Raw genomic sequence first — 24,913 nt, 5'->3', positions numbered from 1 at the left:
GGGCCAAACACCCGCCTTGCCCCCCCCCACCCCCCCCCAACCCCCCCCCCCAAAACCGCCCCCCGCCCGGGCGGGGCCGGGCGCCGGCGCCCCCCGGCCCCCCGCCACCGGCCGGGCCTCAACCAGCTACCGGCTACGCCGCTAGCATTCGATGACGTTCACGGCCAGGCCGCCCATCGCCGTTTCCTTGTACTTGTCGCTCATGTCCTTGCCGGTCTCACGCATGGTGATGATGACCTCGTCGAGGGTCACGTGGTGCTGCCCGTCCCCCATCAGCGCCATCTTGGCGGCGTTGATGGCCTTGGAGGCGGCGATGGCGTTGCGTTCGATGCACGGGATCTGCACGAGTCCGCCGATCGGGTCGCAGGTCAGGCCCAGATTGTGTTCCATCGCGATTTCCGCGGCGTTTTCCACCTGGTCAACGGTGCCCCCGAGGATCTCGGCCAGGGCCCCGGCCGCCATCGAGGAGGCCGAGCCGACCTCGCCCTGGCAGCCGACCTCGGCACCGGAGATCGAGGCCTGCTCCTTGTAGAGCACGCCGATGGCCGCGGCGGTAAGCATGAAGCGCACGATCACGTCCTCGCGCTCCTCCTGGTTCCAGTACTTGGCACCGGGTGCGTAGTGGGTCGCGTAGAACATCACCGCGGGGATAATGCCGGCCGCCCCGTTGGTCGGGGCGGTGACCACGCGACCGCCGGAGGCGTTTTCCTCGTTGACGGCCAGGGCCACGAGGTTCACCCATTCCTGCCAGAACACCGGGTCCCGGTCCTTGTCTTCCTTGGCCAGGCGCTTGTGCCACTCGGGGGCGCGGCGGCGGACCTTCAGCCCGCCGGGCAGCACGCCCTCACGTTCCAGCGCGGAGTTCTTGCAGTCCTCCATGACCTGCCAGATGTGCAGCAGCCCTTCCCGGATCTCTTCCTTGGAGCGGTAGACCTCCTCGTTGGCGGCCATGACCCCGGCGATCGACAGCCCGGTCTCCGCGCAGTGCTCGAGCAGCTTGGCGGCGGTGGTGAACGGGTAGGGCTGCGCGCTGACAGCCTCCTCGAGGTTCGCCGCGAGCTTCTCCTCGGCGCCCTCGCGCACAATGAAGCCGCCGCCCACCGAGTAATAGGTGTCCTCGGCCAGAACGTTGCCATCCGCATCCACGGCTGCCATCTTCATGCCGTTGGTGTGCCGCGGCAAAATGGTCAGCGGGTGCTGGATCATGTCTTCGACCTTGTAGTCGAGCTCCTTGCCGGCGCCCTCACCCACGGCCTTGCACAGCTGCAGCTTGCCCGTGGCGGCTATGTCTTCCAGGCGCGCGTCCACCTCTTCGGGCAGGATGGCCTCGGGCTCGTAGCCCTCAAGGCCCAGCATGATTGCGGTGAATGTTCCGTGTCCGCGGCCGGTGGCCGCCAGTGAGCCGTAGACATCGACACGCAGGGTGGCGGTGTTCGCGAGGTGTTCCTCGCGCACCAGCTTGGCGGCGAATGCGTGGGCCGCACGCATGGGTCCCACCGTATGCGAGGACGATGGCCCGATGCCGACGGTGAAAAGGTCAAAAACGCTGATAGCCACGAGAATACTTCTTTCAAGAGACATTGCTGGGTGGGATCCGACACGCGGACTGGTGAGGCGCGTCACTGTCGGTGGTGCATAGACCGCGAGCCCGGGACCTTGTGGATCCCGGGCTCGCAGCGAGGTGGTTGGCGAACCGGGATTATGCCAGTTTTGCCAATTTCGGGTACAGCGGGTGGGCGTTGGCCAGGGCGGTGACGCGGTCCTTCAGGGCCGCGAGGGTGTCCTGGTTGTTTTCCGTGGTGCCGGCGATGAGGGTCTCGGCGATGATGTCCGCGACCTCCACGAACGCGGCCTCGGAGAAGCCGCGGGTGGCCAGTGCCGGGGTGCCGATGCGCAGCCCGGAGGTGACCATCGGCGGGCGCGGGTCGAACGGGACCGCGTTGCGGTTCACGGTGATCTCCACCTTCGCCAGCAGGTCCTCGCCCTGCTGCCCGTCCAGCTCCGAGTTGCGCAGGTCCACCAGGACCAGGTGCACGTCGGTGCCGCCGGTCAGCACGCTGATGCCCGCCGCCACGACGTCCGCCGCGGTCAGGCGCTCGGCCAGGATCTTGGCCCCGGCGATGGTGCGCGCCTGGCGCTGCGCGAACTCCTCGGTCGCGGCGATCTTGAACGCCACGGCCTTGCCGGCGATCACGTGCTCCAGCGGGCCGCCCTGCTGCCCGGGGAACACCGCGGAGTTGACCTTCTTGGCGATCTCCGCGTCGTTGGTCAGGATGATCCCGCCGCGCGGGCCGGCCAGGGTCTTGTGCGTGGTGGAGGAGACCACGTGGGCGTGCGGCACCGGGTTCGGGTGCAGCCCGGCGGCCACCAGCCCGGCGAAGTGCGCCATGTCCACGAACAGGTACGCCCCGACCTTGTCGGCGATCGCCCGGAAACGCTCGAAGTCCAGCTGCCGCGGGTAGGCGGACCAGCCGGCCACGATCATCTTGGGCCGGTGTTCGATGGCCAGGGCCTCGACCTTGTCCATGTCGATGACCAAGCTGTCCTCCTCGACCCCGTAGGGGACGATGTTGTACAGCCGGCCGGAGAAGTTGATCTTCATCCCGTGGGTCAGGTGCCCGCCGTGGGCCAGGTTCAACCCCATGATGGTGTCGCCCGGGCGGATCAGCGCGTGCATCACCGAGGCGTTGGCCTGCGCGCCGGAGTGCGGCTGCACGTTGGCGAACTGTGCGCCGAACAGCGCCTTGACCCGCTCCAGGGCGAGGGTCTCGACGACGTCGACCTCCTCGCAGCCGCCGTAGTAGCGCTTGCCCGGGTAGCCCTCGGCGTACTTGTTGGTCAGCACCGAGCCCTGCGCCTGCATCACGGCCAGGGCCGTGTGGTTCTCCGAGGCAATCATCTCCAGGCCGCGCTGCTGGCGGGCCAGCTCCGCGTCGATGCGCTGCGCAATCTCCGGATCAAGCGTCCCGATGTCCTGAGTCAGCGACGCAGGGGCAAGGGATTCGTAAACTGCGGTCACGCTACATCGCCGCCGTTGGCGGAGGCGTAGTCGGCTGCCGAGAGCAGCGGACCTTCCTCGGTGACCTCGACGGTGAACAGCCAGCCGGCGCCGTACGGGTCTTCGTTCAGGATGGCCGGGTTGTCGATGGCTTCCTGGTTGACCTCGACGATGGTGCCGGTGACCGGTGCGTACAGGTCGGAGACCGACTTGGTCGACTCGACCTCGCCGCAGGTTTCGCCGGCGGTGACGGCGTCGCCGACCTCGGGCAGGTCAACGTAGACGACGTCGCCCAGTGCGTCGGCGGCAACCTGGGTGATGCCGACCTTGGTCGGGGTCGAGGCGTCAACCCATTCGTGCTCGGCCGAGTAACGAAGGGATGCGAGAACCTTGCTCATGGGGGTGTTTCCTCTCAAAGAATGTGGGTAAAGAAGATAAGCCGGTTGATCGGTGGCGGGACGCGTCGCGCCCGCCACCGACAACGTTACTTGGCTCGGGTGTAGAACGGCAGCGCGACGACTTCGAAGGCCTCCGGCTTGCCGCGCAGGTCGACATCGACCTTCGTGCCGATTTCGGCGTACGCCGGCTCGACGTACGCCAGGGCCACCGGGTAGCCCAGGGTCGGGGACGGCTGGCCGGAGGTGACAACACCGATCTGGGTGCCGTCAACCGAAACCGGGTAGCCGCCGCGGCCTGCGCGACGGCCCAGGCCCTTGAGGCCAACGAGGACCTTCTTGGCGCCCTCGGCCTTGATGGCTTCCAGTGCCGCCCGGCCCGTGAAGTCCTCTTCCTTCTTGAAGGAGACGATGGCGCCCAGGTTGGCCTCGAACGGGTTGCCCTCGAGGGACAGCTCGTTGCCGTACAGCGGCATGCCGGCTTCCAGGCGCAGCGAGTCGCGGCAAGCCAAGCCCGCGGGGATCAGCCCGTGGCTGGCGCCGGCGGCCATGAGTGCGTCCCAGAGGGCAGGTGCCTGGTCGTTGGGCAGGTACAGTTCGAAGCCGTCCTCGCCGGTGTAGCCGGTGCGGGCCAGCAGCACGTCGAAGCCCGCCACGGTGGCGTCGTCCGCCGCGTAGTACTTCATGTCGGTGACAAGGCCCTTGGTGGCATCGTCGACCAGTTCGTGCAGGATGGCCACGGAGGCCGGGCCCTGCACGGCGATCAGCGAGGTGTCCGCCGAGGCGTCGGTGACAACCACGTCGAAGCCCGCGGCGCGTTCGGCCAGCGCCGCGGCAACCACCGGGGCGTTGCCGGCATTGGGCACCACGAGGAATTTTTCCTCGCCGCGGCGGTAGGTGATCAGGTCGTCGATGATGCCGCCTGCTTCGTTGCAGATCACCGAATACTTGGCGCGGCCCACTTTCATCACGGCCATGTTGCCGGCCAGCGCGGAGTTCAGGAACTTCGCCGCTTCGGGTCCCTCGACCCAGACCTCGCCCATGTGGGAGAGGTCGAACAGGCCGGCGGTGGCACGCACTGCCTTGTGTTCGGCCAGTTCCGAACCGTACTTCAACGGCATGTCCCAGCCGCCGAAGTCGGTGAAGGAGGCGCCGAGTTCCGCATGCTTGGCATGCAGGGAGGTTTTCTTCGGGTCGCTCATCAAGCTACCTTTCGTGAGGTAAAAATCGAGTGGTCTGGGATTATTCTTCGAAGGCTTCGGGAGACGGGCAGGAGCAGATCAGGTTGCGGTCTCCGCCTGCTCCGTCGATGCGTCCCACCGTCGGGAAGTACTTGTCCACGCGCAGTGCATGGACCGGGAAGGCTGCCTGCTCGACGGTGTACTTGCGGTCCCAGGCCGTGTTGACCACTGCTGCCACGGTGTGCGGGGCGTTGCGCAGCGGGGATTCCTCGATGGAGAAGTCCCCGGCGAGCACCTGCTGCATCTCGGCGTGGATGGCGATCATCGCTTCGATGAAGCGCTCGATCTCGCCCAGGTCCTCGGACTCGGTCGGCTCCACCATCAGGGTGCCGGCGACCGGGAAGGACAGGGTCGGGGCGTGGAAGCCGAAGTCGATCAGGCGCTTGGCCACGTCCTCGGCGGTGACGCCGGTCTTGTTGGTCAGCTCGCGCAGGTCCAGGATGCACTCGTGCGCCACCAGGCCCTTGTTGCCGGTGAACAGGATCGGGAAGTACTCGTTGAGGCGGCTGGCGATGTAGTTCGCCGACACGATGGCCGTCTTGGTGGCTTCGGTCAGGCCTTCGCCGCCCATCATCGCGATGTAGGCCCAGGAGATCGGCAGCACGCCGGCGGAGCCGAACATGGTGGCGACCACGGGGATGCCGTCGCGGATCGAGTAGCTGCCCGAGGCATCGCCCGGCAGGAACGGGATCAGGTGCTCGGCAACGCCGATCGGGCCCACGCCCGGTCCGCCGCCGCCGTGCGGGATGCAGAAGGTCTTGTGCAGGTTCAGGTGCGAGACGTCTCCGCCGAACTTGCCCGGCTGGGCGAGGCCCACCAGGGCGTTCATGTTGGCGCCGTCGATGTAGACCTGGCCACCGGCCGCGTGGACCTTGTCGCAGACCTCGCGCACGTCGGCGTCGTACACCCCGTGCGTGGAGGGGTAGGTGATCATGATGGCGGCAAGGACGTCCTTGTTTGCCTCGATCTTGGCATCCAGGTCGGCGGCGTCGATGGAGCCGTCGGCCGCGGTCTTCACCACGACGACCTTCATTCCGGCGAGCACCGCGGAGGCGGCGTTGGTGCCGTGTGCGGAGGCCGGGATCAGGCAGACCTCGCGCTGCGTGTCGCCGTTGGAGAGGTGGTAGCCGCGGATGGCCAACAGTCCGGCGTACTCGCCCTGCGAACCGGCATTGGGCTGGATGGAGACCCCGGCGTAGCCGGTGATCTCGGTGAGGCGGCCCTCGAGGTCGGTGATCAGTTCGCGCCAGCCCTCGGTCTGGTGGGCCGGGGCGAACGGGTGGATGGAAGCGAATTCCGGCCATGAAATGGATTCCATCTCGGCGGTGGAGTTCAGCTTCATGGTGCACGAACCCAGCGGGATCATGGTGCGGTCCAGGGCCAGGTCGCGGTCCGAGAGCTTGCGCAGGTAGCGCAGCATCTGGGTCTCGGACTTGATGGTGTTGAAGATCGGGTGGGTCAGGTAGTCGCTGGTGCGCTGCACCGCGGCGGGCAGCTCGAAGCCCTCGGCCGTGAAGGACTCGCCCTCGATGCCGAAGACTCCCGCGAGAGCGGCCACGTGTGCGGAAGTGGTGGCCTCGTCGGTGGAGATGCCCACGGTGGTGGCATCCACGCGGCGCAGGTTGATGCCCGCTGCCTCGGCCTTGGAGATGATGGCGCCGGCATCGGCGACCTTCACCTGCACGGTGTCGAAGAACGAGTCGGAAACCAGTTGCATGCCGGCACCGGAGAGCGCGGTGGCGATGGTGCGGGCGTGGTTGTGGGCGCGCTGGGCGATGCGCTTGAGGCCCGCCGGGCCGTGGTAGACCGCGTACATCGAGGCCGTGATGGCCAGCAGCGCCTGGGCGGTGCAGATGTTGGAGGTGGCCTTTTCGCGGCGGATGTGCTGCTCGCGGGTCTGCAGTGCCAGGCGATAGGCCGGGTATCCGGCGTCGTCCTTGGACACGCCGACCAGGCGGCCGGGCAGCTGGCGTTCCAGGCCGGTGCGCACGGCCAGGTAGGCGGCGTGCGGGCCGCCGAAGAACAGCGGCACGCCAAAGCGCTGGGTGTTGCCCACGGCGATGTCGGCACCCTGATCGCCCGGTGCGGTGATCATGGTCAGGGCCAGGATGTCGGCGGCAATGGTGACCATCGCGCCGCGCTCCTTGGCGGCGGCAATGACGGCGGTGTGGTCAACCACGGCGCCGTTGTTGCCAGGCTGCTGCAGCACGATGCCGGAGATGTCTCCCTCGGGCAGGCCCTGGGACAAGTCGGCGATTTCGACCTCGAAGCCGAGGGCCTCGGCGCGGCCCTGGACCACGGCGATGGACTGCGGGAAGAGGTTGGCGTCCAGCACGGTCTTGGCGGTGCCCTTGGCCTTGTTGCCGCGGCGCATCAGCAGCACGGATTCGGCGACGGCGGAGGCTTCGTCAAGCATCGAGGCGTTGGCGATCGGCATCGCGGTCAGATCCATGACCATGGTCTGGAAGTTGATGAGGGCCTCGAGGCGACCCTGGGAGATTTCCGGCTGGTACGGGGTGTAGGCGGTGTACCAGGCCGGATCCTCGAGCACGTTGCGCAGGATGACCGGAGGGGTGTAGGTGTCGGAGAAGCCCTGGCCGATCATCTGGGTCTTCATCACGTTCTTGTTCGCCAGCACGCGCAGGTCGGCCAGGACTTCGGCTTCGGTGCGTGGTGCGGGCAGATCCAATGGCTCGGACTGGCGAATATCGGCCGGGACGGCCGTGTCGACGAGTTCGTCGATGGAGGAATAACCAAGCTGCGAAAGCATGGTGTCGATGTCGCTGCCCTGCGGGCCAATATGGCGGGCGACGAACTCAGCGGACGGGGTCACGGTCATGGGGAACTCCATTGGGTCATCGGCGTGCGCGCACACCGAACGAGCTGCAAGTTCCTCCCCGACCCTGTTGCTGTGACCTGAGAGTTTCCGCGACGTCTCCAACACCAGGCAGGAGGGACGTGCTTGCACCTTCGGTGAGCAGCACCGCCGAACGGCGATGTTGCTACTTTCCAGAGTTGCCTCTTCGCGGCGGTACGGGGGCCTGAGAGTTTCCCGGGGAGGAATTGCTCCTACGGCGCCCGACCAACTTTCGCTGAACGGGACTCTCCCGCCGCATGTCAGTGGCTGTGCCGCTTTCGAGGCACGGCTCCCATCCTACCGGCGAAGCGTGAGCCGAACAACACGAGGCGTCCCGCTTCAGGCCAGGATCGACTCTTGGGGATCCACCAGGGAATTTTCGGGCTTTCGGCCGACGCTGCCCATTCCTGCGGGGACGGGGGTTGCCCTCAGTCCGCTTCCCCGTCGTCGAGCAGGCAGTTGGGCTTGGCCTCGAAGCGCGGTCCGACGTCGATCGAATATGGAATGCCCCATTGGTTGTCATAGCGCACGCGCACGGCATGCAGCGAGGACCCTTGGCTCACGTCGACGGGTTCAAGCGCCATGATGATCGAATGATCGGGCCGGTCGCCCAGGGTGGCCGGCAGTTCGGTGCGGGAAAGCCATGTGGCCTGCATTTCCTGACTATCGTCCCCCACCGGGTACTCCCATGCACCAAGTTGCACACCGTCGTGCTGGATGCCCGTTCCGGCAAGTGCATAGTTCACCGGGGCCACCAACGTGAGCGCCCGCACCCGAAGCGAACGCCCGGGCTTCACCTCGATCCATGGAGTGGCCAAGACGCCCGGAGCCACCCCGGGGGCCGCGGTGCTGTGACAGGTCAGGTTGCCTTGGCCGTGCCCTGTCACCGGATCCAGCATCCGGTATCCGGCCCAGCCTGCGGTGGCGGCCACCGCGACGACGGCACCCACGGCAACCCAGCGCCGGGTGCCTGCCGGTGCCCGGGTGGCCGGCTGATTCGGGGCTGTCTCCAACATGTTCAGCGCCTTTCCCCCTGCCGCGCCGCGGGCTGCCCCGCATGCGGATGTCCGGGTCAGCCTAGCCCGTGGAATCGAAACCGGACAGGGCCCGACCAACCACGTTCGGGCGCTGGTGGGCACTTGCCCAAGTGCTACACGATCCCGGCGACCCCCAGCCAGGAGCCGATGGCGAAGGTGACCACGAGGGCAGCGGCACCGCCGATCAGCACCCGCAGGGTCGGTCGCAGCATGGGCGCGCCACCCAGCCTGGCGCCGAGCGCGCCGGTGATTCCCAGCGCCAGCATCACGGCGATGAACGTCACCGGGATCTTCAGGGGCCCGGGCAGGAACACCGCGGTGGCGAAGGGCAGTGCGGCCCCCACCGTGAAGGACACCGCGGAGGCCACTGCGGCGTTCCACGGGTTCAGGACCTCTTGTTCGTCGAGCTGCAGCTCGGCATCGAGGTGTGCGGCCAGCGCATCATGGGCGGTCAGTTCGTGGGCCACCCTTGCGGCGGTTTCCGGGCTCAGTCCCTTGGCCTCGTAGAGTCCGGTCAGCTCCGCCAGTTCCTCCTGCGGCATCTGGGCCAGCTCGAGGCGTTCCTTCTCGATGAGTGCCTTTTGCGAGTCCGCCGAGCTGGACACCGAGACGTACTCCCCCAGCGCCATGGAGATCGCCCCGCCGATGGCCGCGGCCGCCCCGGCCGCCAGGATCGGCCCGTTCGCCGTGGTGGCGCCGGCAACGCCGACGACCACGGCGGCTACCGAGACGATCCCGTCGTTGGCGCCCAGCACCCCGGCGCGCAGCCAGTTGAGGCGTTCGGCCACGCCCTGGTTGTGCGGTTCGTCCTCGTGTTGTCCCTGCGGTTCCTGCTGCCCGTCCATGCCCACCAGCAAAGCACCCTCGAGCGCTTCTTGGCCAGCGGCGCGACCTGCGGTTACCGGACCTGCGGCGCCGGCAGCGAAACGTAACGCGGGTACCGGGCGGACAGGTTGTCCCCCGACGAGGTGCCGGTGAGCCGGCGCTTGACCCACGGGGCCAGGAATTCCTTGGCCCAGACCGCGTCCCCACGCATCTTTTCGGCCCGTGACTGCACAACCAGCTCAGGGAGCTCGGGAAGCTGGATGTCGCTGTCCTGTTCCAGGACCTCGAGCACTTTCCTGGCCATCAGGGTGTGTCCGGCGGTGCCCATGTGCAGGCGGTCGGTGGCCCAGTAGCGCCAGTCCCGGAATTCGCGCCATCGCCAGTAGTCGGCGATCACCGCCCCGTGGCGCTCGGCGATCTCGCGCACGGCCTCGTTGTAGATGGCGGTGCGGCCGCGGGTTTTCTCGAAGATCGCCGAGCCGTTGGAATCGAACCCGGTGAACAGCAGCAGCGAGGCGCCGGTTGCCGCCAGCTGGCCGACCGCCTCCCCGTACCTGGACATCATGGCGTCGATGTCGACGGCCGGGCGCAGGATGTCGTTGCCGCCCATGTACAGGCTGACCAGCGTCGGGCGCATGGCCAACGCCACGGGCAGCTGTTCGGCGATCACCTGCCCGACCTTCTTGCCGCGGATCGCCAGGTTGGCGTATCCCCAGTCCGGGTCCACACAGAGTTGCTCGGCCACCCTGTCGGCCCAGCCACGCACCCGGTTCGGACGGTTCGGATCCACATCGCCCAGGCCCTCGGTGAACGAGTCGCCCAGGGCCAGATATCGTTTCGAAAATTCCACGCCCCCAGCGTATCGCCGGCACCGGTCTTGTTCCGGCACCGCGGCGACACGCTGCGCACCACCCGGGCGCCCAACCTCGTGGACCCGGCTCACCGGCTGCGCTGTGCCGGCACACAGCGGGCACCTAGCCAACGCGCGCACGCTGGAAAACATGAAGACCACAAACCGTCGCACCACCCGCCGCACCACCGGGCACCGGACCCGGAACGCCATCGGCCACGGTGCCGATCCCCTGCGCATGCCGGAGCACACGCCCGAGTCCGGGGCGCATGGAAACGGTCCGGTTTCCGTGGGCCCGGGGACCTACGAGGTGCGTTGCGACGTCGTGCCGACCCACCAGGGCCCCGGCCCCGCGCAGATCCCCTGGCTCAAGGAGATCCGCGGCGACCAGCACCTGAACGACTCCTACTCCGGGGTCATCTAACCGGCCAGCTGCACCTGGCGGGCCAGCACGCTCAGCCGGCCGACGCGCGACCCGGTCCCGTTCGCCTCGGCCCGTGCCGGGACGTAGCCCAGCGCCAACCCGTAGGCCGGATCCGCGTAGCCCAGCGAGGCGTTGGCCCCGTCGTGGCCAAAGGCCCGCGCGGAGCCGAAGTCGTTGTTCGCGTGGGCCTTCATGAACCCGATGCCGAAGGCCCCGGGGTACCCGCCGGCCCGGTCCAGCCCGAACACCCGGTCCTGGGTGACCTGCGCGATCGTGGCCGCGGTGAGCAGCGGCGCATGCTCGTCCCCGGACTCGTCGACGAAGCCGGTGCTCACCGCTGCGTAGAGCCTGGCCAACCCGCGGGCGTTGGCCACCCCGCCGATCGCGGCCAGCCCGGCCTCGCGGATGGCGCGCACATTGGGCACGTCCATGATCTCGAAGCTGGGCCCCTTGGGCCCGTCGAATCCGCCGGTCGAGTTCAGGGCCAGCCCCATCGCGGAAAACGGGTCGATGAAGGGGGCCGGCTCGCCGTTGGCGCCCTTGAGGACCGGGCGGAAGCGCGGTTCCAGTTCCTCGGGCAGGCCCAGGTGGAAGTCGATGTCGTGCGGGGCGCGGATGCGCCGCTCGAAGATCTCCTGCAGGGATTCCTGCGCGCAGCGGCGGGCGAGTTCCTCCATGAACACGCCCATGGTCAGCGCATGGTAGCTGTGCGTGCTTCCCGGGGTCCACAGCGGCGCGGCGGCGGCAATGATGCCGGCGGCCAGCCGCGAATCAAGCAGCTCCTCCTGGGTGAACCCGCCCTCGACCCCGGGCAGGCCCGCCTGGTGGCTGAGCAGCTGGGCCACGGTGATCGAGGCCTTGCCGGCGGCGGCGAATTCGGGCCAGTACACGGCAACCGGTGCATCCAGGTCCAGCAGGCCCTGCTGCACCAGCAGCGCCATGACGATGGCCCCGGCGCCCTTGGAACAGGAGAACACCCCGGTCATCGAGTCCGGGGTGCAGTGCTCGCCCACGCTCATGTCCAGCACCAGGTTTCCGCCCTGGTAGATGGCCAGCTGCCCGGAGTAGTCCGGATCGTTGGCGGCGAAGGACGACATCAGCTCGGCCACCGGGGCGAAGCGCTGGTCAATGACATTGGTGTGGTTGCTCTGCTTAGTCACGACCCCCACATTACCGACCCAACCGTGCCCGACGGCCGCCGACCTGCTCAGGCGGTCGGCGTTTCCTGGCGGTAGCGCAGCAGCCAGCGGCCCTCGACCCGCTGCCAGAACGACGAGCACAGCACCGCCTGGTCACCGGCCAGCAGCCGGTAGGCCAGCTGCACCTTGTCCAGGCCCCAGGGCGTGGCGGCCAGAACCTGCAAGGCGCCGCCCGTGGGCAGCGGCTCGGCGGCGTTGAACGCGGCGATGATGGTGGCGCGGTCTGTCAGTGAACCGTCGCGGCTGATCTCCTGGAACTCCGGGTGCAGGAACGCCATGACCTCTGTCAGGTCCCCGCGCACCGCCGGGGAGAGAAGCTCGGTTTCCAGTTCGAAGACCATCTGCACGTCGGCGGCGAGTTGGGCGGCCGGGTCGGCGGGAGCCGGCTCGACAGGCACGGGTTCGGCCGGCACCGGCGCTTCCAGGTCCTCGTAGATCATGGAGTCGTGGCCGTCGGGCGCCGGGACCTCGTGGTGGGCGGTTCGTTCGACGGCACCCTGCACACCATCGAGCCCCGGTCCGGCGTCCGGCTCCTTGCCCGCCTGGTAGGCGGTGGCGGCGGCGCGGGCACGGTCGTCGGCGGCCTCGTTGAGCTCGTGGCCCGCGTGCCCCTTGACCCATTCGAATCGGTACTTGCGGCCCGTGATGGCGGCGTCGATGTCCTTGAGCAACTCCAGATTCAGCACGGGCTTGCCGTCGGACTTCTTCCAGCCCTTTTTCTTCCAGCCCGGCATCCACTTGGTCACCGAGTTGATCACGTATTGGGAGTCGCACAGGATGTGCAGTTCCTCTTCGGGCAGGTGCGCGGTGGCGCGGAAGAGGTCAAGCACGGCCATGAGTTCGCCCATGTTGTTGGTGCCGTGGGCCCAGCCGCCGGCGGCCCAACGGTCGTCGTCGATGTACCAGGCCCATCCTGCCGGTCCTGGGTTTCCAAGGGCTGATCCGTCTGCGGCTGCGGTGATCGTCATATTTCAATCCTGCCACGGCCCCACCGGCCCTTTCACATCGGTGCCTTTCGGCGGGGTCCACCCATGGCCTTGTCCGCGTCCAGGTCGTACGCTGGGGCCATAAGGGATGGGGGCCGGAGACTGTGGCACCATGCAACACCGCCATCGAAGGCTTGGAGCCGTCATCGCGCCCGGGGATCTGCTTTTCCCCGCACACCGCAACGCCCGCATCGGCTTTCGCTTCCAGGTCCCCGTCCGACGGAGAGAAACAGAACTGCGGAAGGTAGTGGTGCCCATGCCTGGAAACAAGGCCGTCGCCTACGTGAAACCAGGGGTCGTCGAGGTCATCGACACCCCCTACCCCACCTTCGAGCTCAGGGACGGACCCGGGGTGAACCCCTCCAACGTCGGGCGCAAGGTCCCCCACGGGGTGATCCTGCGCACCGTGGCCACCAACATCTGCGGCTCCGACCAGCACATGGTCCGCGGCCGCACCACCGCCCCCGCCGGCCTGGTCCTGGGCCACGAAATCACCGGCGAGGTCATCGAGACCGGACCCGACGTCGAATTCCTCAAGGTCGGGGACATCGTCTCGGTCCCCTTCAACATCTCCTGCGGCCGCTGCCGCAACTGCAAGGAAGCCAAGACCGGCATCTGCCTGAACGTGAACCCCGACCGCCCCGGCAGCGCCTACGGCTACGTCGACATGGGCGGCTGGGTCGGCGGCCAGGCCGAATACGTGCTGGTCCCCTACGCCGACTGGAACCTGCTCAAGTTCCCCGACCGCGACCAGGCCCTGGAAAAGATCATGGACCTGGCCATGCTCTCGGACATCCTGCCCACCGGCTTCCACGGCGCGGTGTCCGCCGGGGTCACCGTCGGCTCCACCGTCTACGTCGCCGGCGCCGGGCCCGTCGGGCTCGCCGCCGCCGCCTCCGCCCAACTGCTGGGCGCCGCGGTGGTCATCGTCGGGGACCTGAACGAGGACCGCCTGGCCCAAGCCCGCTCCTTCGGCTGTGAGGCGATCAACGTCGGCGCCGGGGACCCGGCCGACCAGATCGAGCAAATCCTCGGCGTGCGCGAGGTCGACTGCGGCATCGACGCCGTCGGCTTCGAGGCCCGCGGCCACGGGCACGGCACGCACGCGGCCGAGGCCCCGGCCACCGTGCTGAACTCCCTCATGGACCTCACCCGGGCCGGCGGCTCCCTGGGCATCCCCGGGCTCTACGTCACCGGGGACCCCGGCGCCGCGGACGAGGCCGCACGGAAGGGCAGCCTGTCCCTGTCCCTGGGCACCGGCTGGGCCAAGTCCCTGTCCTTCGCCACCGGCCAGTGCCCGGTGATGAAGTACAACCGGGCGCTGATGATGGCGATCCTGCACGATCGGATCCACATCGCCAAGGCCGTCAACGCCCGGGCGATCCCGCTGTCCGACGCCCCGCGCGGCTACGCCGAGTTCGACGCCGGAGCGGCCACCAAGTACGTCCTGGACCCCAACGGCTACCTGTCCAAGTAGCCATCCACCCAAATTTCAAGGAGCAGTGCCATGTCATTGAATCTCGCGGACGCCCGCACCATCATCGCCGCCGCCGAGGCGCGCGCGGCCGAAATCGGCCAGCCCATGAACATCGCCGTCGTCGACGCCGGCGGAAACCTCGTGTCCCACGTGCGGATGGACGGCGCCTGGCTGGGCAGCATCGACATCTCCATCAACAAGGCCTTCACCGCCCGGGCCTTCGACCTCCCCACCAAGGACCTCGCGGACAATTCGCAACCGACCCAGCAGTTCTACGGCATCCATGCCTCCAACCACGGGCGCATCATGATCTTCGCAGGCGGCATCCCGGTGACCCGCGACGGCGTGGTCGTCGGCGCCATCGGGGTCAGTGGCGGGTCCGGGGCCCAGGACCAGGAGGTCGCGGAGGCCGGCAGCACCGCGCTGTAGCCGGTCCGGGCGGCCCACCGCCGGAACCCTCGACACCCGCTCTGGCCTTTTGTCCCCGTGGCCGCGCGCACCGCGGCTGATCGCCCCGCCGGTTTGGCGGGGCGTTCAGCGGGTGGGGCCGGCGGGTTCGGTCAGTTCTGCTCGGCGACCGATTCCTCGGAGCGCACGACGGGTGTCGGCGCCGCCTCGGGGGTTGTTCCCGCGCCATTCAGGAGCCCGGAGAGCATTCCGGCGATGTCGATCTCGGTGCTGCCCTTGATCATGGCGAGGCCCTCGGTAACGATGCGGTTCGCCTGCTTGACGGCATCGGATGCACCGTCCGAACTGATGACCGTGTAGTTGTCGATGCCGGAGACGGCATCCGAGCTGGCCTTGACGATCTCCGGCAAGGCACTGATCGCCAGGAACGCCAGGCTGGCCTGGGTGTGGCCGGTCAGTGCGGTGGCCCTCGCATCCTCTGCCGAAGCGGTTGCCGCACCGATGGCGGAAATGGACGCGCCCTCGGCCTCGCCGCGCAGGCGAATCGCGTCGGCCTCGGCCTTGGCGTTGTATTCAACGGCCGTCGCCTCCGCCTTCGCATTGAGCTCCACAGCGGTGGCCTGGCCCTCGGCGCGGAACACCTCGGCGTTCTTCGATGCTTCTGCCTCCACGGTCTGGGCGGCCGCGCGGGCCTCTGCGTCGGCGATGGAAGCGCGCTTGGCGCCGTCGGCCTCGATGGCCTTGGACTCGGAGCGGGCCGTTGCATTGAAGACGTCGGCATCGCGCTTGGCCTGTGCCTCGGTACGCAGCTTGTAGGCCTGGGCGTCGGCCGGCTTGTGGACATCGATGTCCAGGCGTTCCTGCTCCACCAGGGCCTTTTCGGCCAGCGCCTTGCGCTCGAGTTCTGCAACCAGGACGTCCTGCTCTGCCTTGGCCAGCTCATGGGCCGAGCTGGCGATGGCCGCGGCACGGTCTTCCTCGGCCTTGAACTCGGAATTCTTGATCGCGAGGTCACGGGCCAGGGCCGCAGTGGCCCCTTCCTGCTCGATGCGGGCCGCTTCCGATTCCTGGAAGGCCTTGGACGTGGCGACGCGGGCTTCGCGCTTGGCGCGTTCCAGGCCCGGCTTGCCGACCTCCTCCAGGTAGTCGATGACGGTCGGCTTGTTGTCCGGGCCGATCACCGTGCGCGAGGGCGTGCTGACCGACGAGATGTTGAAGGCGTCAATTTGGATGCCCTGCTCGGCGAACTGGGTGACCGCAGATTCCAGGGACTGGTCCTGGAATTCCTTGCGGTTGTTGTTGGCGTCCTCCACCGACATGGCCGAAACAATGCCGCGCAGCACGCCCTCGGCCGACTTGGTCACCGAGGCGTTCAGGTCTTCCTTGGAGTGCGTGAGAAAGCGCTGGACGGCCTTGCTCATTCCCTCCACCGAGTCGTCGAACTTGAAGTTCAGGCTGGCGGTCACCGAGGTGGTTATGAAGTTCTTGTCAACGCCTTCCACGGCAAGCTCCACCTGGCGCTGCTCGAGCGACATGACGTATTTCTGGTGAATGACCGGCAGGAAAAGCACGATGCCCTTGGTGAATATTTGTACCTGTCCCTTCGCCCCCTTGCCGGCGCGAATGACGGCCTGGTTGGGCGCGACGGTGACCAGCCGGGTGGTGGCGTACCAGATGAGGGCTATCAGGACAGCAAGGATTGCTGCGACGGCGATGACGGTTCCATTTACGGCAAGATCCATGGTTAAATTCCGTTCAGTTCAGAAGTGGATGCGACCCTGATGCGGTCTCCAACAATAGCCACGACGGCAATTGGTGTGTCCTTCTCGATAGGGCTGCTTGAAAATACGAGCCGCTGATTGATTTCGTCGGGGTGGTCCAGCTGAACTTTCCCGACGATCTCGTTGATGTCCGTGGTGGCGACGCCAAGCAGTCCGATGACTTCGTGCGGCTGTGCGTCAGAGATTCTTGCCAGCTTTCGGGCAAGCAGCGCTACTCCGACGATGCCAATCGCGCCCAGAAGGGCACCCGCGCTGTAGGCCAGAAAGAGTGGACCGTTGTTCAGCAACACAATCGCACCCGCGGCGCCGAAAAGCGTGGCTGCCGCACCAACGGCAGTGGTGGAGATGATTCCGTCGAAGAAATCGACAAGCTCTCCCAGGGTCATGGACACGATGAGGAGCAGCAGGCCAATGCCTCCGATCACTGCGAATGCGAGCATGTCGATTCCTTCGTGGGTTGACTGCCGGGCCAAATGGCGCGGCATGGTTCAAGTATTCGGCCTTGGCGGAGCCCCAGGTTTCCAGCGTTTCTCGTGGCGTGCACACCTCGTGAACCGTCGGTTTGGGCACCCGGTCGGACTCCCTGGATTGCCTCGCCTGACATAAAGTCTATTGGTTAGCTGTATAAAGTTGGGTCGGCGCGGTCACAAGCCCGCCATCTGCGGAACGCAGTTGCTGCCCGGAAGCTGCAAACCCGCTTGGCTGGTTCGCCGAAAGGGAGCATCCACAGAGACATGCCCGAAGCTCCCAGCACCTCGATCAGGGGTCGATCGAAACTCGCGGCTCCGGCGGCGAGGCAACCGAGGATCCGGTCCCGGCGCAGACAATCCCGCCGTGGTCTGGGCAAAAAGAGCCCGTCGCCGACAACGTTGAATACGCGTTCGATGAGCCCCGGCCCAGGGGGCAACGACCAGGGGGACGCAGCGACCTGCCATCACCCAAGCCCGAGCACCGCCAGGACCTGGACCAGGCCCAATACCGGCGGAAGGTCCGCCACCAGGCGCTCGGAGACCTCGGGAGTGGCGGCCGACAGTTATCGATGAAGTGGATTTACCGCCACCACATTCCTCCCGCACCGGGCCCCGATCGCCGGTTTCAGCAGCAGCGAACGGGGTCTCCCCAGACAGGACGCGTGAAGCATTTCCGAGCCAGCATTCAGCTCGCGGCCAGCCCGGTGTCCCGGCCGGTGAACCTCTAGCCGGCCGATGTCCCGGCCGGTTCGCCCACCGGAAGCAGGCCGGCAAACACGAGCGAATCGCGGGTCTTTCCGTCGATGCGCTTGTGCTCGTGCAGGTGGTCCACCTGCTGCATCCCGATCTTTTCCAGCACCCGCACCGAGCCGGTGTTCTCCGGCCGACAGGTGGCCACCACCCTCGTGATCCCCAGATGCCCCCCGGCCCAAGCCAGCAGCGCTTCGGCGGTCTCCGCCGCGTACCCGTTGCCCCAGGCGTTACGGTGAAGGACGTAACCGAGCTCCGCTTCACCGGGCTCGTGGACCAGGTCCGATTTCCCCGTCATCAGCGCCACCGAACCGATGACCGAGCCGCCCCAGACAATCGCGAAGGTCCAGGTCTTCCGTGGCACCGCAACCTGCTCCACGGCGCATTCTTCCAAAAACGCCGCTGTGTCCTGCGGAGTGTTGGGCCCCCATTCGGCGAAGGCGCACACCACCGGGTCTGAGGCGAAGGCATGCACGGCGTCCAGGTCGCCGGGGCCGTATTCGCGCAGCAGCAACCGCCTGGTGGAAATCTCCATGCTTCCCATGGTGGCACGGCGCCGCAACCTTGCCCGGACCGGGGCCCGCAATAACGTCTTCGGACGGTGCCCTCACATAGACTCGAAGGCGAACCCACCAGCACTCCCACGCAAGAACCGGCGGCTATGCAAAACAAAGATTCCTCAGTCCAGGCGACCTTCAATTCCGTCGCCCGGCGCTACGACCTGATCAACCGCCTGATGACCCTGGGCTCGCACCAAACGTGGTGCCGCGAGGTCGCCGCCCGCGCCACCTCGTTCCCGGGACGCGACTACCTTGACCTGGCCACCGGAACCGGTGTCATCGCCCGCGAAATCCGCAAACAGTACCCCGCGGCCAGCATCACCGGCGCCGATTTCTCCGACTCGATGCTGGCCCTGGCCCGGCAGATCAACGGCGGCGACGGCATCGAATGGCAGTTTGCCGACGCCCACGACCTTCCCTTCGCCGATGCCTCCTTCGATGCGGTCACCCACGGCTACCTGCTGCGCAACGTCAGCGACCTGGACAAGGTGCTGGCCGAACAGTTTCGGGTGCTCAAGCCCGGCGGCGTGGTCTCCGCATTGGAGTCCTCTCCCCCGGCCGGGCCGTTGGCACCGGTCATCCGCCTGGGCATGCGCATTGTCATCCCGACGTTGGGGCAGTTCATCGGCAAGGACCGCGCGTCCTACGAATACCTCGTCGATTCGACCCTGGGATTCCTGTCCCCCGAGGCATTGCGCGAGCGATTCATCAAGGCAGGCTTCGAGGACGTTCAGGTCAAGCCGAAGTACCTGCGCACCAACATGATTTGGTCCGCCCGGAAGCCCAGCTGATTCCTCGGCATCCGCACCGAGCTGCCGCCGCATCCGTCTACCGTCGACGGGCGTCTCCGCGCGGCGGCGGCGGCGTCCGGGCGCCCAGGCAGGGCGCTGGTTCCCCATCGTCGCCCATACCTCCGGCGCACCGCACGGCCGGGCCGGTGTCCGTCCGAAGCGCCATGTTGTCCCTCGCAAGTGCCCGGATTCTCCGCCGGCCCCCGGCGGAGCGCAGTTCCCGGCGCCACCGGTTTCGAGGATGTTCGCATCAATCGGAACACGATGTTTATACAATCTTTGGCAAAATTCGTTTAAGCTCGGGCCATGCAATCATTCCTGACCCCGGAGCAGCACGCGGATCTTTACGATGCCGAGAACACCTGGACCGTGGCCGAGGATTTCTTCCTCGGCTTCATCGCTGAGCAACCCCGCAGCAGGGTGCTCGACCTCGGCTGCGGCACCGGTCGGCTGTCCATCGCCCTGGCCCAGGCCGGACACCGGGTCACCGGCCTGGACCCGTACGCCGGCTCGCTGGCCGCCGCCAGGACAAAGCCCGGCGCCCAAGCGGTCGACTGGATCGCTGGCACCTCGGCGCAGCTGCCGCCGGGTACCACCTTCGATGCGGTGCTGATGAGTTCGCACGTGGCCCAGGCCATCAACGACGATGACGAATGGCAGCGCACCCTGGCCGATGTCCGCTCCGCCTTGCGGCCAGGCGGGCGGTTGGTGTTCGATTCACGCGATCCGGCTGCCCGGGCCTGGGAACGCTGGACCCCGGGCAGCACCCGCAGCCAGTACACGCTGGCCGACGGAACCGGTGTCCATTTGTGGATCGATGCCCAGGAACGCGAACGCGGCCTGGTTGCCATCACCGAGCACCGGCTGCTGGCGGATGGAAAACGGGAGTTCGAGGACGCCGTGCTGGCTTTCCGCAGCGAGGGGCAATTGCGAACCGATCTGGCCGCCGCGGGCCTGCAGGTCGATGCGGTGTTCGGCGGCTGGCACCGGGAACCGGTGGGCTGCGGCGCCGGGGAACTGATCGTGGCGGCACACCGTTAGCGCACCGGAATACCGTGCTTCACCGACCGGTGATGGCTGGTTGCGGTTCCGGGACGGCCGCGCCAGGGGCATCCGGCAGGCTGCCGCTTGGCTGGTTGCCGTGTCCGTCACCGATACCCGGCCCCGTTGGCCGGCAGCCCGGCCCCCTGCACCTCGTCCATGTAGCGCCAGCAATCGGGCGCCGACCCGTCCAGGTCCGTGAAACCGTAGTCGCGGGCAAGCCCCCCGCTGGAGAATGATCCGCCGCTGCGCGAGAGAACCTCGGGATCCGCGGCCAGCGCCGCCACGGCACGGCCCACGAAGAGCGGGGATTCGCTGATCGCGGCAAAATGTCCGTGCTCCGCGGTCGCCGAGCGCCAGTTGGACTCGTCGACGCCGAAGGCCTCCAGCATCATCTCCGAGCGCAGCCAGCCCGGGCTCAGGGCCACGGCGCTGCAGCGGTGCGGCGCCAGCTCGCGGGACAGGGTGAAGGCCATGCGCAGCGCGGCGTTCTTGGCCAGGTCGTAGAACGTGGAGAGCCGGTAGTTCTCCCGGTTGTAGGCCGCGGTCCCGTCGGTCACCTCGATCACCAGCCCCCCCGGGGTTGCGCACCAGCAGCCCCAGCGCATGGTGGGCGGTGATGAGGTGGGTGTTCACGCCCAGCTCCAGCATCCGCAGCCCCGCGCCCAGGTCATGTTCCCAGACCGGCTGGTTCCAGCCGATGAGCTTCTCCCCGCCCCAGATGTCGTTGACCAGCAGATCCAGCCTGCCCTGCTCGGCTTCGATGCGCGCCACCAGCGCGGCGACGGCGTCGGGGTCCAGGTGGTCAACCGCCACGGCGATGCCCACGCCCCCGGCCGCGGTGACCAGCTCGGCGGTCCGCTCGATGGTCTCGGGGCGGTCGTACTCGCTGCGCGCGGCCCGGGTGCTGCGTCCGGTGCAGTACACCGTGGCCCCGGCCTCACCCAGCGCGACGGCAATGCCACGCCCGGCCCCGCGCGTCGCCCCGGCAACCAGGGCGATCTTTCCTGCAAGTGTTCGCTCCATGGCTTCACGCTAGACCCGGCCCGCGGAGTGTGGCCAGAGTTGCCGGCGGTGGCTTCGACCCGTTTTCGGTGGAATCAATGCGCGGTTGAACGACGCAGAGGCCCAGAACCCCCACCCGGGATTATCGGGTGGGGGTTCTGGGCCTGCTTCACACGTGCCTTGGGCCCGGCGGTTGCTAGGCCAGCGGGTAGAGCGGGTTGTGGCCGGCGGCGACCTGCTCGGATTCGCGGACCGGCTCCGGGGCGGTGCCGTTGCCCCAGGGGTTCCCGCCGAGGGCATCGCGGCCGTGCGGCTCGAGCCAGTTTTCCAGGTCCGGGCCGACCGGGACGATCTGCGTCGGGTTGATGTCCTCATGGACCACGTAGTAGTGCTTCTTGATCTGGTCGAAGTCGACGGTGTCGCCGAATCCGGGCAGCTGGAACAGCTCGCGGGCGTAGGCCCAGAGGTTCGGCATCTCGGTGAGCTTGTTCCGGTTGGCCTTGAAGTGCCCGTGGTAGACCGGGTCGAAGCGGACCAGGGTGGTGAACAGGCGCACGTCGGCCTCGGTGATCGAATCCCCCATCAGGAAGCGGCGGGTTGCCAGGCGCTCCTCAAGCCAGTCCATGGCTGTCCAGAGCCGGTCATAGGCCTCATCGTAGGCCTGCTGGCTTCCGGCAAATCCGCAGCGGTAGACGCCGTTGTTGACCTCGGTGAAGATGCGCTTGATGACCGGCATCATCTCCTCGAGCTTGTCCTCGGGCAGCAGGTCCGGGGCGCCTTCGCGGTGGAATTCCTTCCATTGGGTGGAGAGGTCCAGGGTGATCTGCGGGTAGTCGTTGGTGACCACGGCGCCGGAGGGCACATCGACGATCGCCGGCACGGTGATGCCGCGCGGGTAGTTCGCAAAGCGCTTGAAGTAGTTCTCCTGGATGCGTTCGGTGCCCAGCACCGGGTCCACCGCGCCCTCATCGAGGTCGAAGGTCCAGGACCGCACGTCGTGCACCGGTCCGGGGGTGCCCAGGGAGATCGCGTCTTCCAGGCCCAGCAGGCGCCGCACGATGATGGCTCGGTTGGCCCAGGGGCAGGCGCGCGCGGCAACCAGCCGGTAGCGGTCGGCCTGAACCGGCCAGAGTTCGGCACCCTCGGCCGCACCCGCGTGCACGTTGCCGATGCTTCCCTCGGTCGGCCCGCCGGAGGCGCGCACGGCGTCGGGATCGGTGACGATCCGGTCTTGGATGTAGTTGGTGTCGCGGGTGAATTCCGCGCCCGTGACGTATGCACCGGCGGTGCTGTGCTGCTGTTCGCTCATAACCCAACCCTATGTTCGGGTGCCCTGAAGCACCATGGAGGAAAAGGAATGGCCCGCCCGTGGACATCTCCGGGGCAGGCCTTGATCCCGCGGGCCGGTCCGCGCGTCCGTTGAACGGCACGAGGCGGGCGGCCCGGGGGGAATCGCCTGGCCGGTCCCCGCGCCCCCATGTTGCACGGGGAGCGGCCAGGCGATGTTGTCAGGGGCGGTTGGCCCTTAGGCGGAAACCAGTGCGGCGTCGCGCACGGTCTTCATGGCAACGGTCCACGGCACCAGCTGGTCCAGGACCGGTGCCAGCGAGGCTGCCTGCAGTTCGGTGGGCTTGAACACCGAGAAGTTCTCGAAGTCGGTGAACAGCGAGAACATGCCGGTCTTCTGCACGTGGGCGACCTGCAGCTCGGAGAGGATGCCGCGCAGGTGCTCGACGGCGCGCACGCCGTAGGCCGAGCCGTAGGAGACGATGCCGGCGGCCTTGTTGGCGAACTCGGCATTCAGGTAGGACAGCGCATTGGCCAGGGCCGGTGCGACCGAGTGGTTGTATTCGGGGGTGACGAAGACGTAGCCATCAAATTCGGCGATCTTGGCCGACCAGGCCTTGGTGGCCTCGTTCTGGTAGTTCTGGTAGGCAGCCGGGTAGGCTTCATCCAGCAGTGCCAGGTTGAAATCGGCGATGTCAACGAGCTCGTAGTCGGCGTCGCCGCGCAGGTTCGCCTGCTCCAGGACCCACTGGGCCACGCCGGCGTTGTTGCGTCCCGGGCGGGTTGAACCGGTGATGATGGCAATCTTGGTCATACTGGGTCTCCTTGGACTGGGGTGACACGCAGGCTATTTGCTGACGCGTCAACTAAAACTTGATATCTCCATCCTGCCGGGAGAAGATTGACATGTCAACTAAATGTGAAGAAGTGTGAGGCGCACCATGTCCGAGCCCCGTTGGCTCAACGAAGAAGAAGCCCAGCTGTGGCTGGAGTTCCGGGAATTCCTCTGGGGCTTCCCCCGCGCGATGGATCGCCAGCTCATCCGCGACGCCGGGATGTCCGCCGGGGAATATGCGGTGCTTGCCGCCGTTTCGGAAGCGGCCCCCGAGGCCCTGCGCTCGGGCGACCTGGCCGCGACGCTGCAATGGGAGCGGTCCCGGGTCTCGCACCTGTTGCGCCGGATGGAGGCCAAGGGCCTGATCGAGCGCTGCGCCTCCAGCTCCGACGGCCGCGGCCAAGACATCAAGCTGAGCGATGCCGGCTGGAAAACGATTCGCAGCGCGGCCCCCGACCACGTCTCATTCGTGCGCGAAACGCTCTTCGACCCGCTGTCCGCGGCCGAGCAGGAAAAATTCGGGGTCCTGCTGGCCAAGATCCGGTCGGCAGCGGTCGACCGCAACCTCTGGTGACCGCGCCGGGCCCTGAAACCTACTCCCCGTGCTCGGCGGTTGAGGGCCAGTGTCCGTCCGCGGTGAACGAGGTTGCCCAGTAGTAGGGGTTCAGCTCCCGCAGCGTCAGCATCTCCCATGTATCGTTTCCCGCCGAACCCGGCACGGCTGCCAGGACCCCGGGCCCCCAGACGGCCAGGCGTTCCTGGCAGATGCCGCAGGGCGCAAGCACCTGGTAGGTCCCTTCTTCGGTACCGTTGGTCACGCAGGCCGAAGCCACCACACGCTTTCCGAGGGTGTAGGCCTGGGCGACCGCTCCGGCCTCGGCACACAGAGTCGCGGCGGCATTGAAATTGTCGAAGCTGACGCTGGTCAGGATCTGCCCGTCTTCCAGAACGACGGCAGCGGCCGCCACCGAGTCCTGCGCCCCGGGCCACCTGCTCCGCAGTTGTTCAATGGCGGAATTGACAAGCAGTTGGTTCGAGTCCATGTTTTTATTCTGCCACGCGATGCCGGTTTCCGGCCGCTGCCGATGGGACTTCTCCCCGCGAGGGCAATCGTTCCAGACCGCTTTCCCGCACATGCTGCCGCGCCCGGCATCCACAGGCCCCCGGCACCCGTCCGCACCCCGCCGTCCCGCGGCGCACACTGGTGCCATGGAAACACGCCAGCTCATCGATGCCCTCACCACCACCGGTGGCGAGCCGGGACACCCAGTGTCGCCGGTCGACAAGCTGCGCCTGCTGGCAGCCCTGGAGTTGCGGGCCGCGGCCCTCGCCGCCGAACTGGCCGCCGAGACCACCTCCCCCGCCCAGGCCGCACTGCTCGCCCACACCGTCGAACGCGCCCACCAGCGAGGCGAAATCACCCAGCTCCGCGCCGCCCTCGCCGCCCAACGCACCCTCGTCCAGGACCTGGGGCCCGAGGCCCTGGACGAGGTGCGCGCCATCGCCGCCGACCCGTCCGCGTTCATCGCCGGGAACCGGGAACTGCCCGCGGACCCCGCCACCGCCCCGGCCGGCATCATGCCGTTCAAGGACACCGCCGGATTCCTGGAACACGGCCTGCGCATCCCCCGCACCCTCGCCCTGCACCGCCTGCACGCCGCCAACTCCCTGCTGCCGGGCACCGATGTCCACGGCA

At 67.6% G+C, this 24,913-nt stretch carries 23 protein-coding genes, 2 pseudogenes and 1 riboswitch; of the genes and pseudogenes, 7 read left to right on the top strand and 18 right to left on the bottom strand.

Annotated features, from left to right (window positions below):
• Window positions 1-141: 141 nt before the first annotated feature.
• The 8 genes from J2T21_RS20575 to J2T21_RS20540 all read right to left on the bottom strand — a co-directional run bounded on the left by J2T21_RS20575 (window position 142) and on the right by J2T21_RS20540 (window position 10,203).
• Entirely contained in the window at window positions 142-1,557 is a 1,416-nt protein-coding gene (locus J2T21_RS20575; RefSeq protein WP_307584043.1) for an L-serine ammonia-lyase, read from the bottom strand.
• A gap of 142 nt (window positions 1,558-1,699) precedes the next feature.
• A complete protein-coding gene (glyA, locus tag J2T21_RS20570; protein ID WP_307584041.1) occupies window positions 1,700-3,019 on the bottom strand; it encodes a serine hydroxymethyltransferase in 1,320 nt (439 codons plus the stop codon).
• Window positions 3,016-3,396, bottom strand: a complete 381-nt coding sequence (gene gcvH / locus J2T21_RS20565; protein ID WP_071216974.1) for a glycine cleavage system protein GcvH — start codon at window positions 3,394-3,396, stop codon at window positions 3,016-3,018. The genes glyA and gcvH overlap by 4 nt, the downstream gene beginning before the upstream one ends.
• A gap of 86 nt (window positions 3,397-3,482) precedes the next feature.
• Window positions 3,483-4,595: a glycine cleavage system aminomethyltransferase GcvT gene (gene gcvT, locus J2T21_RS20560; protein WP_307584039.1), complete on the bottom strand. Its 1,113-nt coding sequence runs from the start codon at window positions 4,593-4,595 to the stop codon at window positions 3,483-3,485.
• Between the two features lie 40 nt (window positions 4,596-4,635).
• Window positions 4,636-7,473 (bottom strand): aminomethyl-transferring glycine dehydrogenase, encoded by a 2,838-nt coding sequence (gcvP, locus tag J2T21_RS20555; protein WP_307584038.1) that lies wholly within the window; start codon window positions 7,471-7,473, stop codon window positions 4,636-4,638.
• 180 nt (window positions 7,474-7,653) lie between these two features.
• Window positions 7,654-7,754: riboswitch (glycine riboswitch) on the bottom strand.
• Between the two features lie 165 nt (window positions 7,755-7,919).
• Window positions 7,920-8,507: a hypothetical protein gene (locus J2T21_RS20550; protein WP_307584037.1), complete on the bottom strand. Its 588-nt coding sequence runs from the start codon at window positions 8,505-8,507 to the stop codon at window positions 7,920-7,922.
• Window positions 8,508-8,641: 134 nt separating this feature from the next.
• On the bottom strand, window positions 8,642-9,373 hold the full coding sequence (locus tag J2T21_RS20545; protein ID WP_071216976.1) for a VIT1/CCC1 transporter family protein: 732 nt from the start codon (window positions 9,371-9,373) through the stop codon (window positions 8,642-8,644).
• Window positions 9,374-9,426: 53 nt separating this feature from the next.
• Window positions 9,427-10,203 (bottom strand): SGNH/GDSL hydrolase family protein, encoded by a 777-nt coding sequence (locus J2T21_RS20540; RefSeq protein WP_307584035.1) that lies wholly within the window; start codon window positions 10,201-10,203, stop codon window positions 9,427-9,429.
• Window positions 10,204-10,354: 151 nt separating this feature from the next.
• Between J2T21_RS20540 and J2T21_RS20535 the strand changes: the two genes are divergently transcribed.
• Complete coding sequence (locus J2T21_RS20535; protein ID WP_307584033.1) at window positions 10,355-10,627, top strand: hypothetical protein; 273 nt, start codon at window positions 10,355-10,357, stop codon at window positions 10,625-10,627.
• Here the strand turns inward: J2T21_RS20535 and J2T21_RS20530 are convergent.
• The gene (locus tag J2T21_RS20530) at window positions 10,624-11,787 is read right to left on the bottom strand and encodes a serine hydrolase domain-containing protein (protein ID WP_307584031.1); all 1,164 of its coding nucleotides are present in this window, start codon (window positions 11,785-11,787) and stop codon (window positions 10,624-10,626) included. The genes J2T21_RS20535 and J2T21_RS20530 overlap by 4 nt on opposite strands.
• 47 nt (window positions 11,788-11,834) lie before the next feature.
• Entirely contained in the window at window positions 11,835-12,794 is a 960-nt protein-coding gene (locus J2T21_RS20525) for a ribonuclease HI family protein (RefSeq protein ID WP_307584029.1), read from the bottom strand.
• Window positions 12,795-13,068: 274 nt separating this feature from the next.
• Between J2T21_RS20525 and fdhA the strand changes: the two genes are divergently transcribed.
• On the top strand, window positions 13,069-14,289 hold the full coding sequence (gene fdhA, locus J2T21_RS20520; protein ID WP_307584027.1) for a formaldehyde dehydrogenase, glutathione-independent: 1,221 nt from the start codon (window positions 13,069-13,071) through the stop codon (window positions 14,287-14,289).
• A 30-nt stretch (window positions 14,290-14,319) separates the two neighbouring features.
• Entirely contained in the window at window positions 14,320-14,718 is a 399-nt protein-coding gene (locus J2T21_RS20515) for a GlcG/HbpS family heme-binding protein (RefSeq protein WP_307584025.1), read from the top strand.
• A 131-nt stretch (window positions 14,719-14,849) separates the two neighbouring features.
• Here the strand turns inward: J2T21_RS20515 and J2T21_RS20510 are convergent, their stop codons facing one another.
• The 3 genes from J2T21_RS20510 to J2T21_RS20500 all read right to left on the bottom strand — a co-directional run bounded on the left by J2T21_RS20510 (window position 14,850) and on the right by J2T21_RS20500 (window position 18,233).
• Window positions 14,850-16,439 (bottom strand): SPFH domain-containing protein, encoded by a 1,590-nt coding sequence (locus tag J2T21_RS20510; protein WP_307584023.1) that lies wholly within the window; start codon window positions 16,437-16,439, stop codon window positions 14,850-14,852.
• 2 nt (window positions 16,440-16,441) lie between these two features.
• The gene (locus tag J2T21_RS20505; protein WP_307584022.1) at window positions 16,442-16,918 is read right to left on the bottom strand and encodes a hypothetical protein; all 477 of its coding nucleotides are present in this window, start codon (window positions 16,916-16,918) and stop codon (window positions 16,442-16,444) included.
• 754 nt (window positions 16,919-17,672) lie between these two features.
• Window positions 17,673-18,233 carry a GNAT family N-acetyltransferase gene (locus J2T21_RS20500; protein WP_307584020.1) on the bottom strand — a complete coding sequence of 187 codons (561 nt, stop codon included), beginning with the start codon at window positions 18,231-18,233 and terminating at the stop codon, window positions 17,673-17,675.
• Window positions 18,234-18,359: 126 nt separating this feature from the next.
• Here J2T21_RS20500 and J2T21_RS20495 point away from each other — a divergent pair, with 126 nt between their 5' ends.
• Window positions 18,360-19,049 carry a ubiquinone/menaquinone biosynthesis methyltransferase gene (locus tag J2T21_RS20495; RefSeq protein WP_307584018.1) on the top strand — a complete coding sequence of 230 codons (690 nt, stop codon included), beginning with the start codon at window positions 18,360-18,362 and terminating at the stop codon, window positions 19,047-19,049.
• A 306-nt stretch (window positions 19,050-19,355) separates the two neighbouring features.
• Window positions 19,356-20,090: a class I SAM-dependent methyltransferase gene (locus J2T21_RS20490; protein WP_307584016.1), complete on the top strand. Its 735-nt coding sequence runs from the start codon at window positions 19,356-19,358 to the stop codon at window positions 20,088-20,090.
• A gap of 107 nt (window positions 20,091-20,197) precedes the next feature.
• On the opposite strand, the gene J2T21_RS20485 is transcribed toward J2T21_RS20490, so the two are convergent.
• The 4 genes and pseudogenes from J2T21_RS20485 to J2T21_RS20470 form a co-directional block, all read right to left on the bottom strand.
• Complete coding sequence (locus J2T21_RS20485; protein ID WP_307584015.1) at window positions 20,198-20,659, bottom strand: hypothetical protein; 462 nt, start codon at window positions 20,657-20,659, stop codon at window positions 20,198-20,200.
• Window positions 20,660-20,726: 67 nt separating this feature from the next.
• A pseudogene (locus tag J2T21_RS20480) lies at window positions 20,727-21,116 on the bottom strand (SDR family NAD(P)-dependent oxidoreductase); the annotation flags it as partial.
• Between the two features lie 175 nt (window positions 21,117-21,291).
• Entirely contained in the window at window positions 21,292-22,404 is a 1,113-nt protein-coding gene (locus J2T21_RS20475; RefSeq protein WP_307584013.1) for a glutathione S-transferase family protein, read from the bottom strand.
• 216 nt (window positions 22,405-22,620) lie between these two features.
• On the bottom strand, window positions 22,621-23,196 hold the full coding sequence (locus J2T21_RS20470) for an NADPH-dependent FMN reductase (RefSeq protein WP_307584011.1): 576 nt from the start codon (window positions 23,194-23,196) through the stop codon (window positions 22,621-22,623).
• A 127-nt stretch (window positions 23,197-23,323) separates the two neighbouring features.
• Between J2T21_RS20470 and J2T21_RS20465 the strand changes: the two genes are divergently transcribed.
• Complete coding sequence (locus J2T21_RS20465) at window positions 23,324-23,791, top strand: MarR family winged helix-turn-helix transcriptional regulator (RefSeq protein ID WP_307584009.1); 468 nt, start codon at window positions 23,324-23,326, stop codon at window positions 23,789-23,791.
• A 19-nt stretch (window positions 23,792-23,810) separates the two neighbouring features.
• Here J2T21_RS20465 and J2T21_RS20460 read toward each other — a convergent pair whose 3' ends face one another.
• On the bottom strand, window positions 23,811-24,260 hold the full coding sequence (locus J2T21_RS20460) for a cytidine deaminase (RefSeq protein ID WP_307584007.1): 450 nt from the start codon (window positions 24,258-24,260) through the stop codon (window positions 23,811-23,813).
• Between the two features lie 166 nt (window positions 24,261-24,426).
• On the opposite strand from J2T21_RS20460, the pseudogene J2T21_RS20455 reads away from it, so the two are divergent.
• A pseudogene (locus J2T21_RS20455) lies at window positions 24,427-24,913 on the top strand (HNH endonuclease signature motif containing protein); the annotation flags it as partial.

The sequence above is a fragment of the Paeniglutamicibacter psychrophenolicus genome (assembly GCF_030812255.1).
Lineage (GTDB): Bacteria > Actinomycetota > Actinomycetes > Actinomycetales > Micrococcaceae > Paeniglutamicibacter > Paeniglutamicibacter psychrophenolicus_A.
The sequence above is the reverse complement of the archived record's forward strand: the minus strand, read 5'-3'. Positions and strand labels throughout refer to the sequence as shown.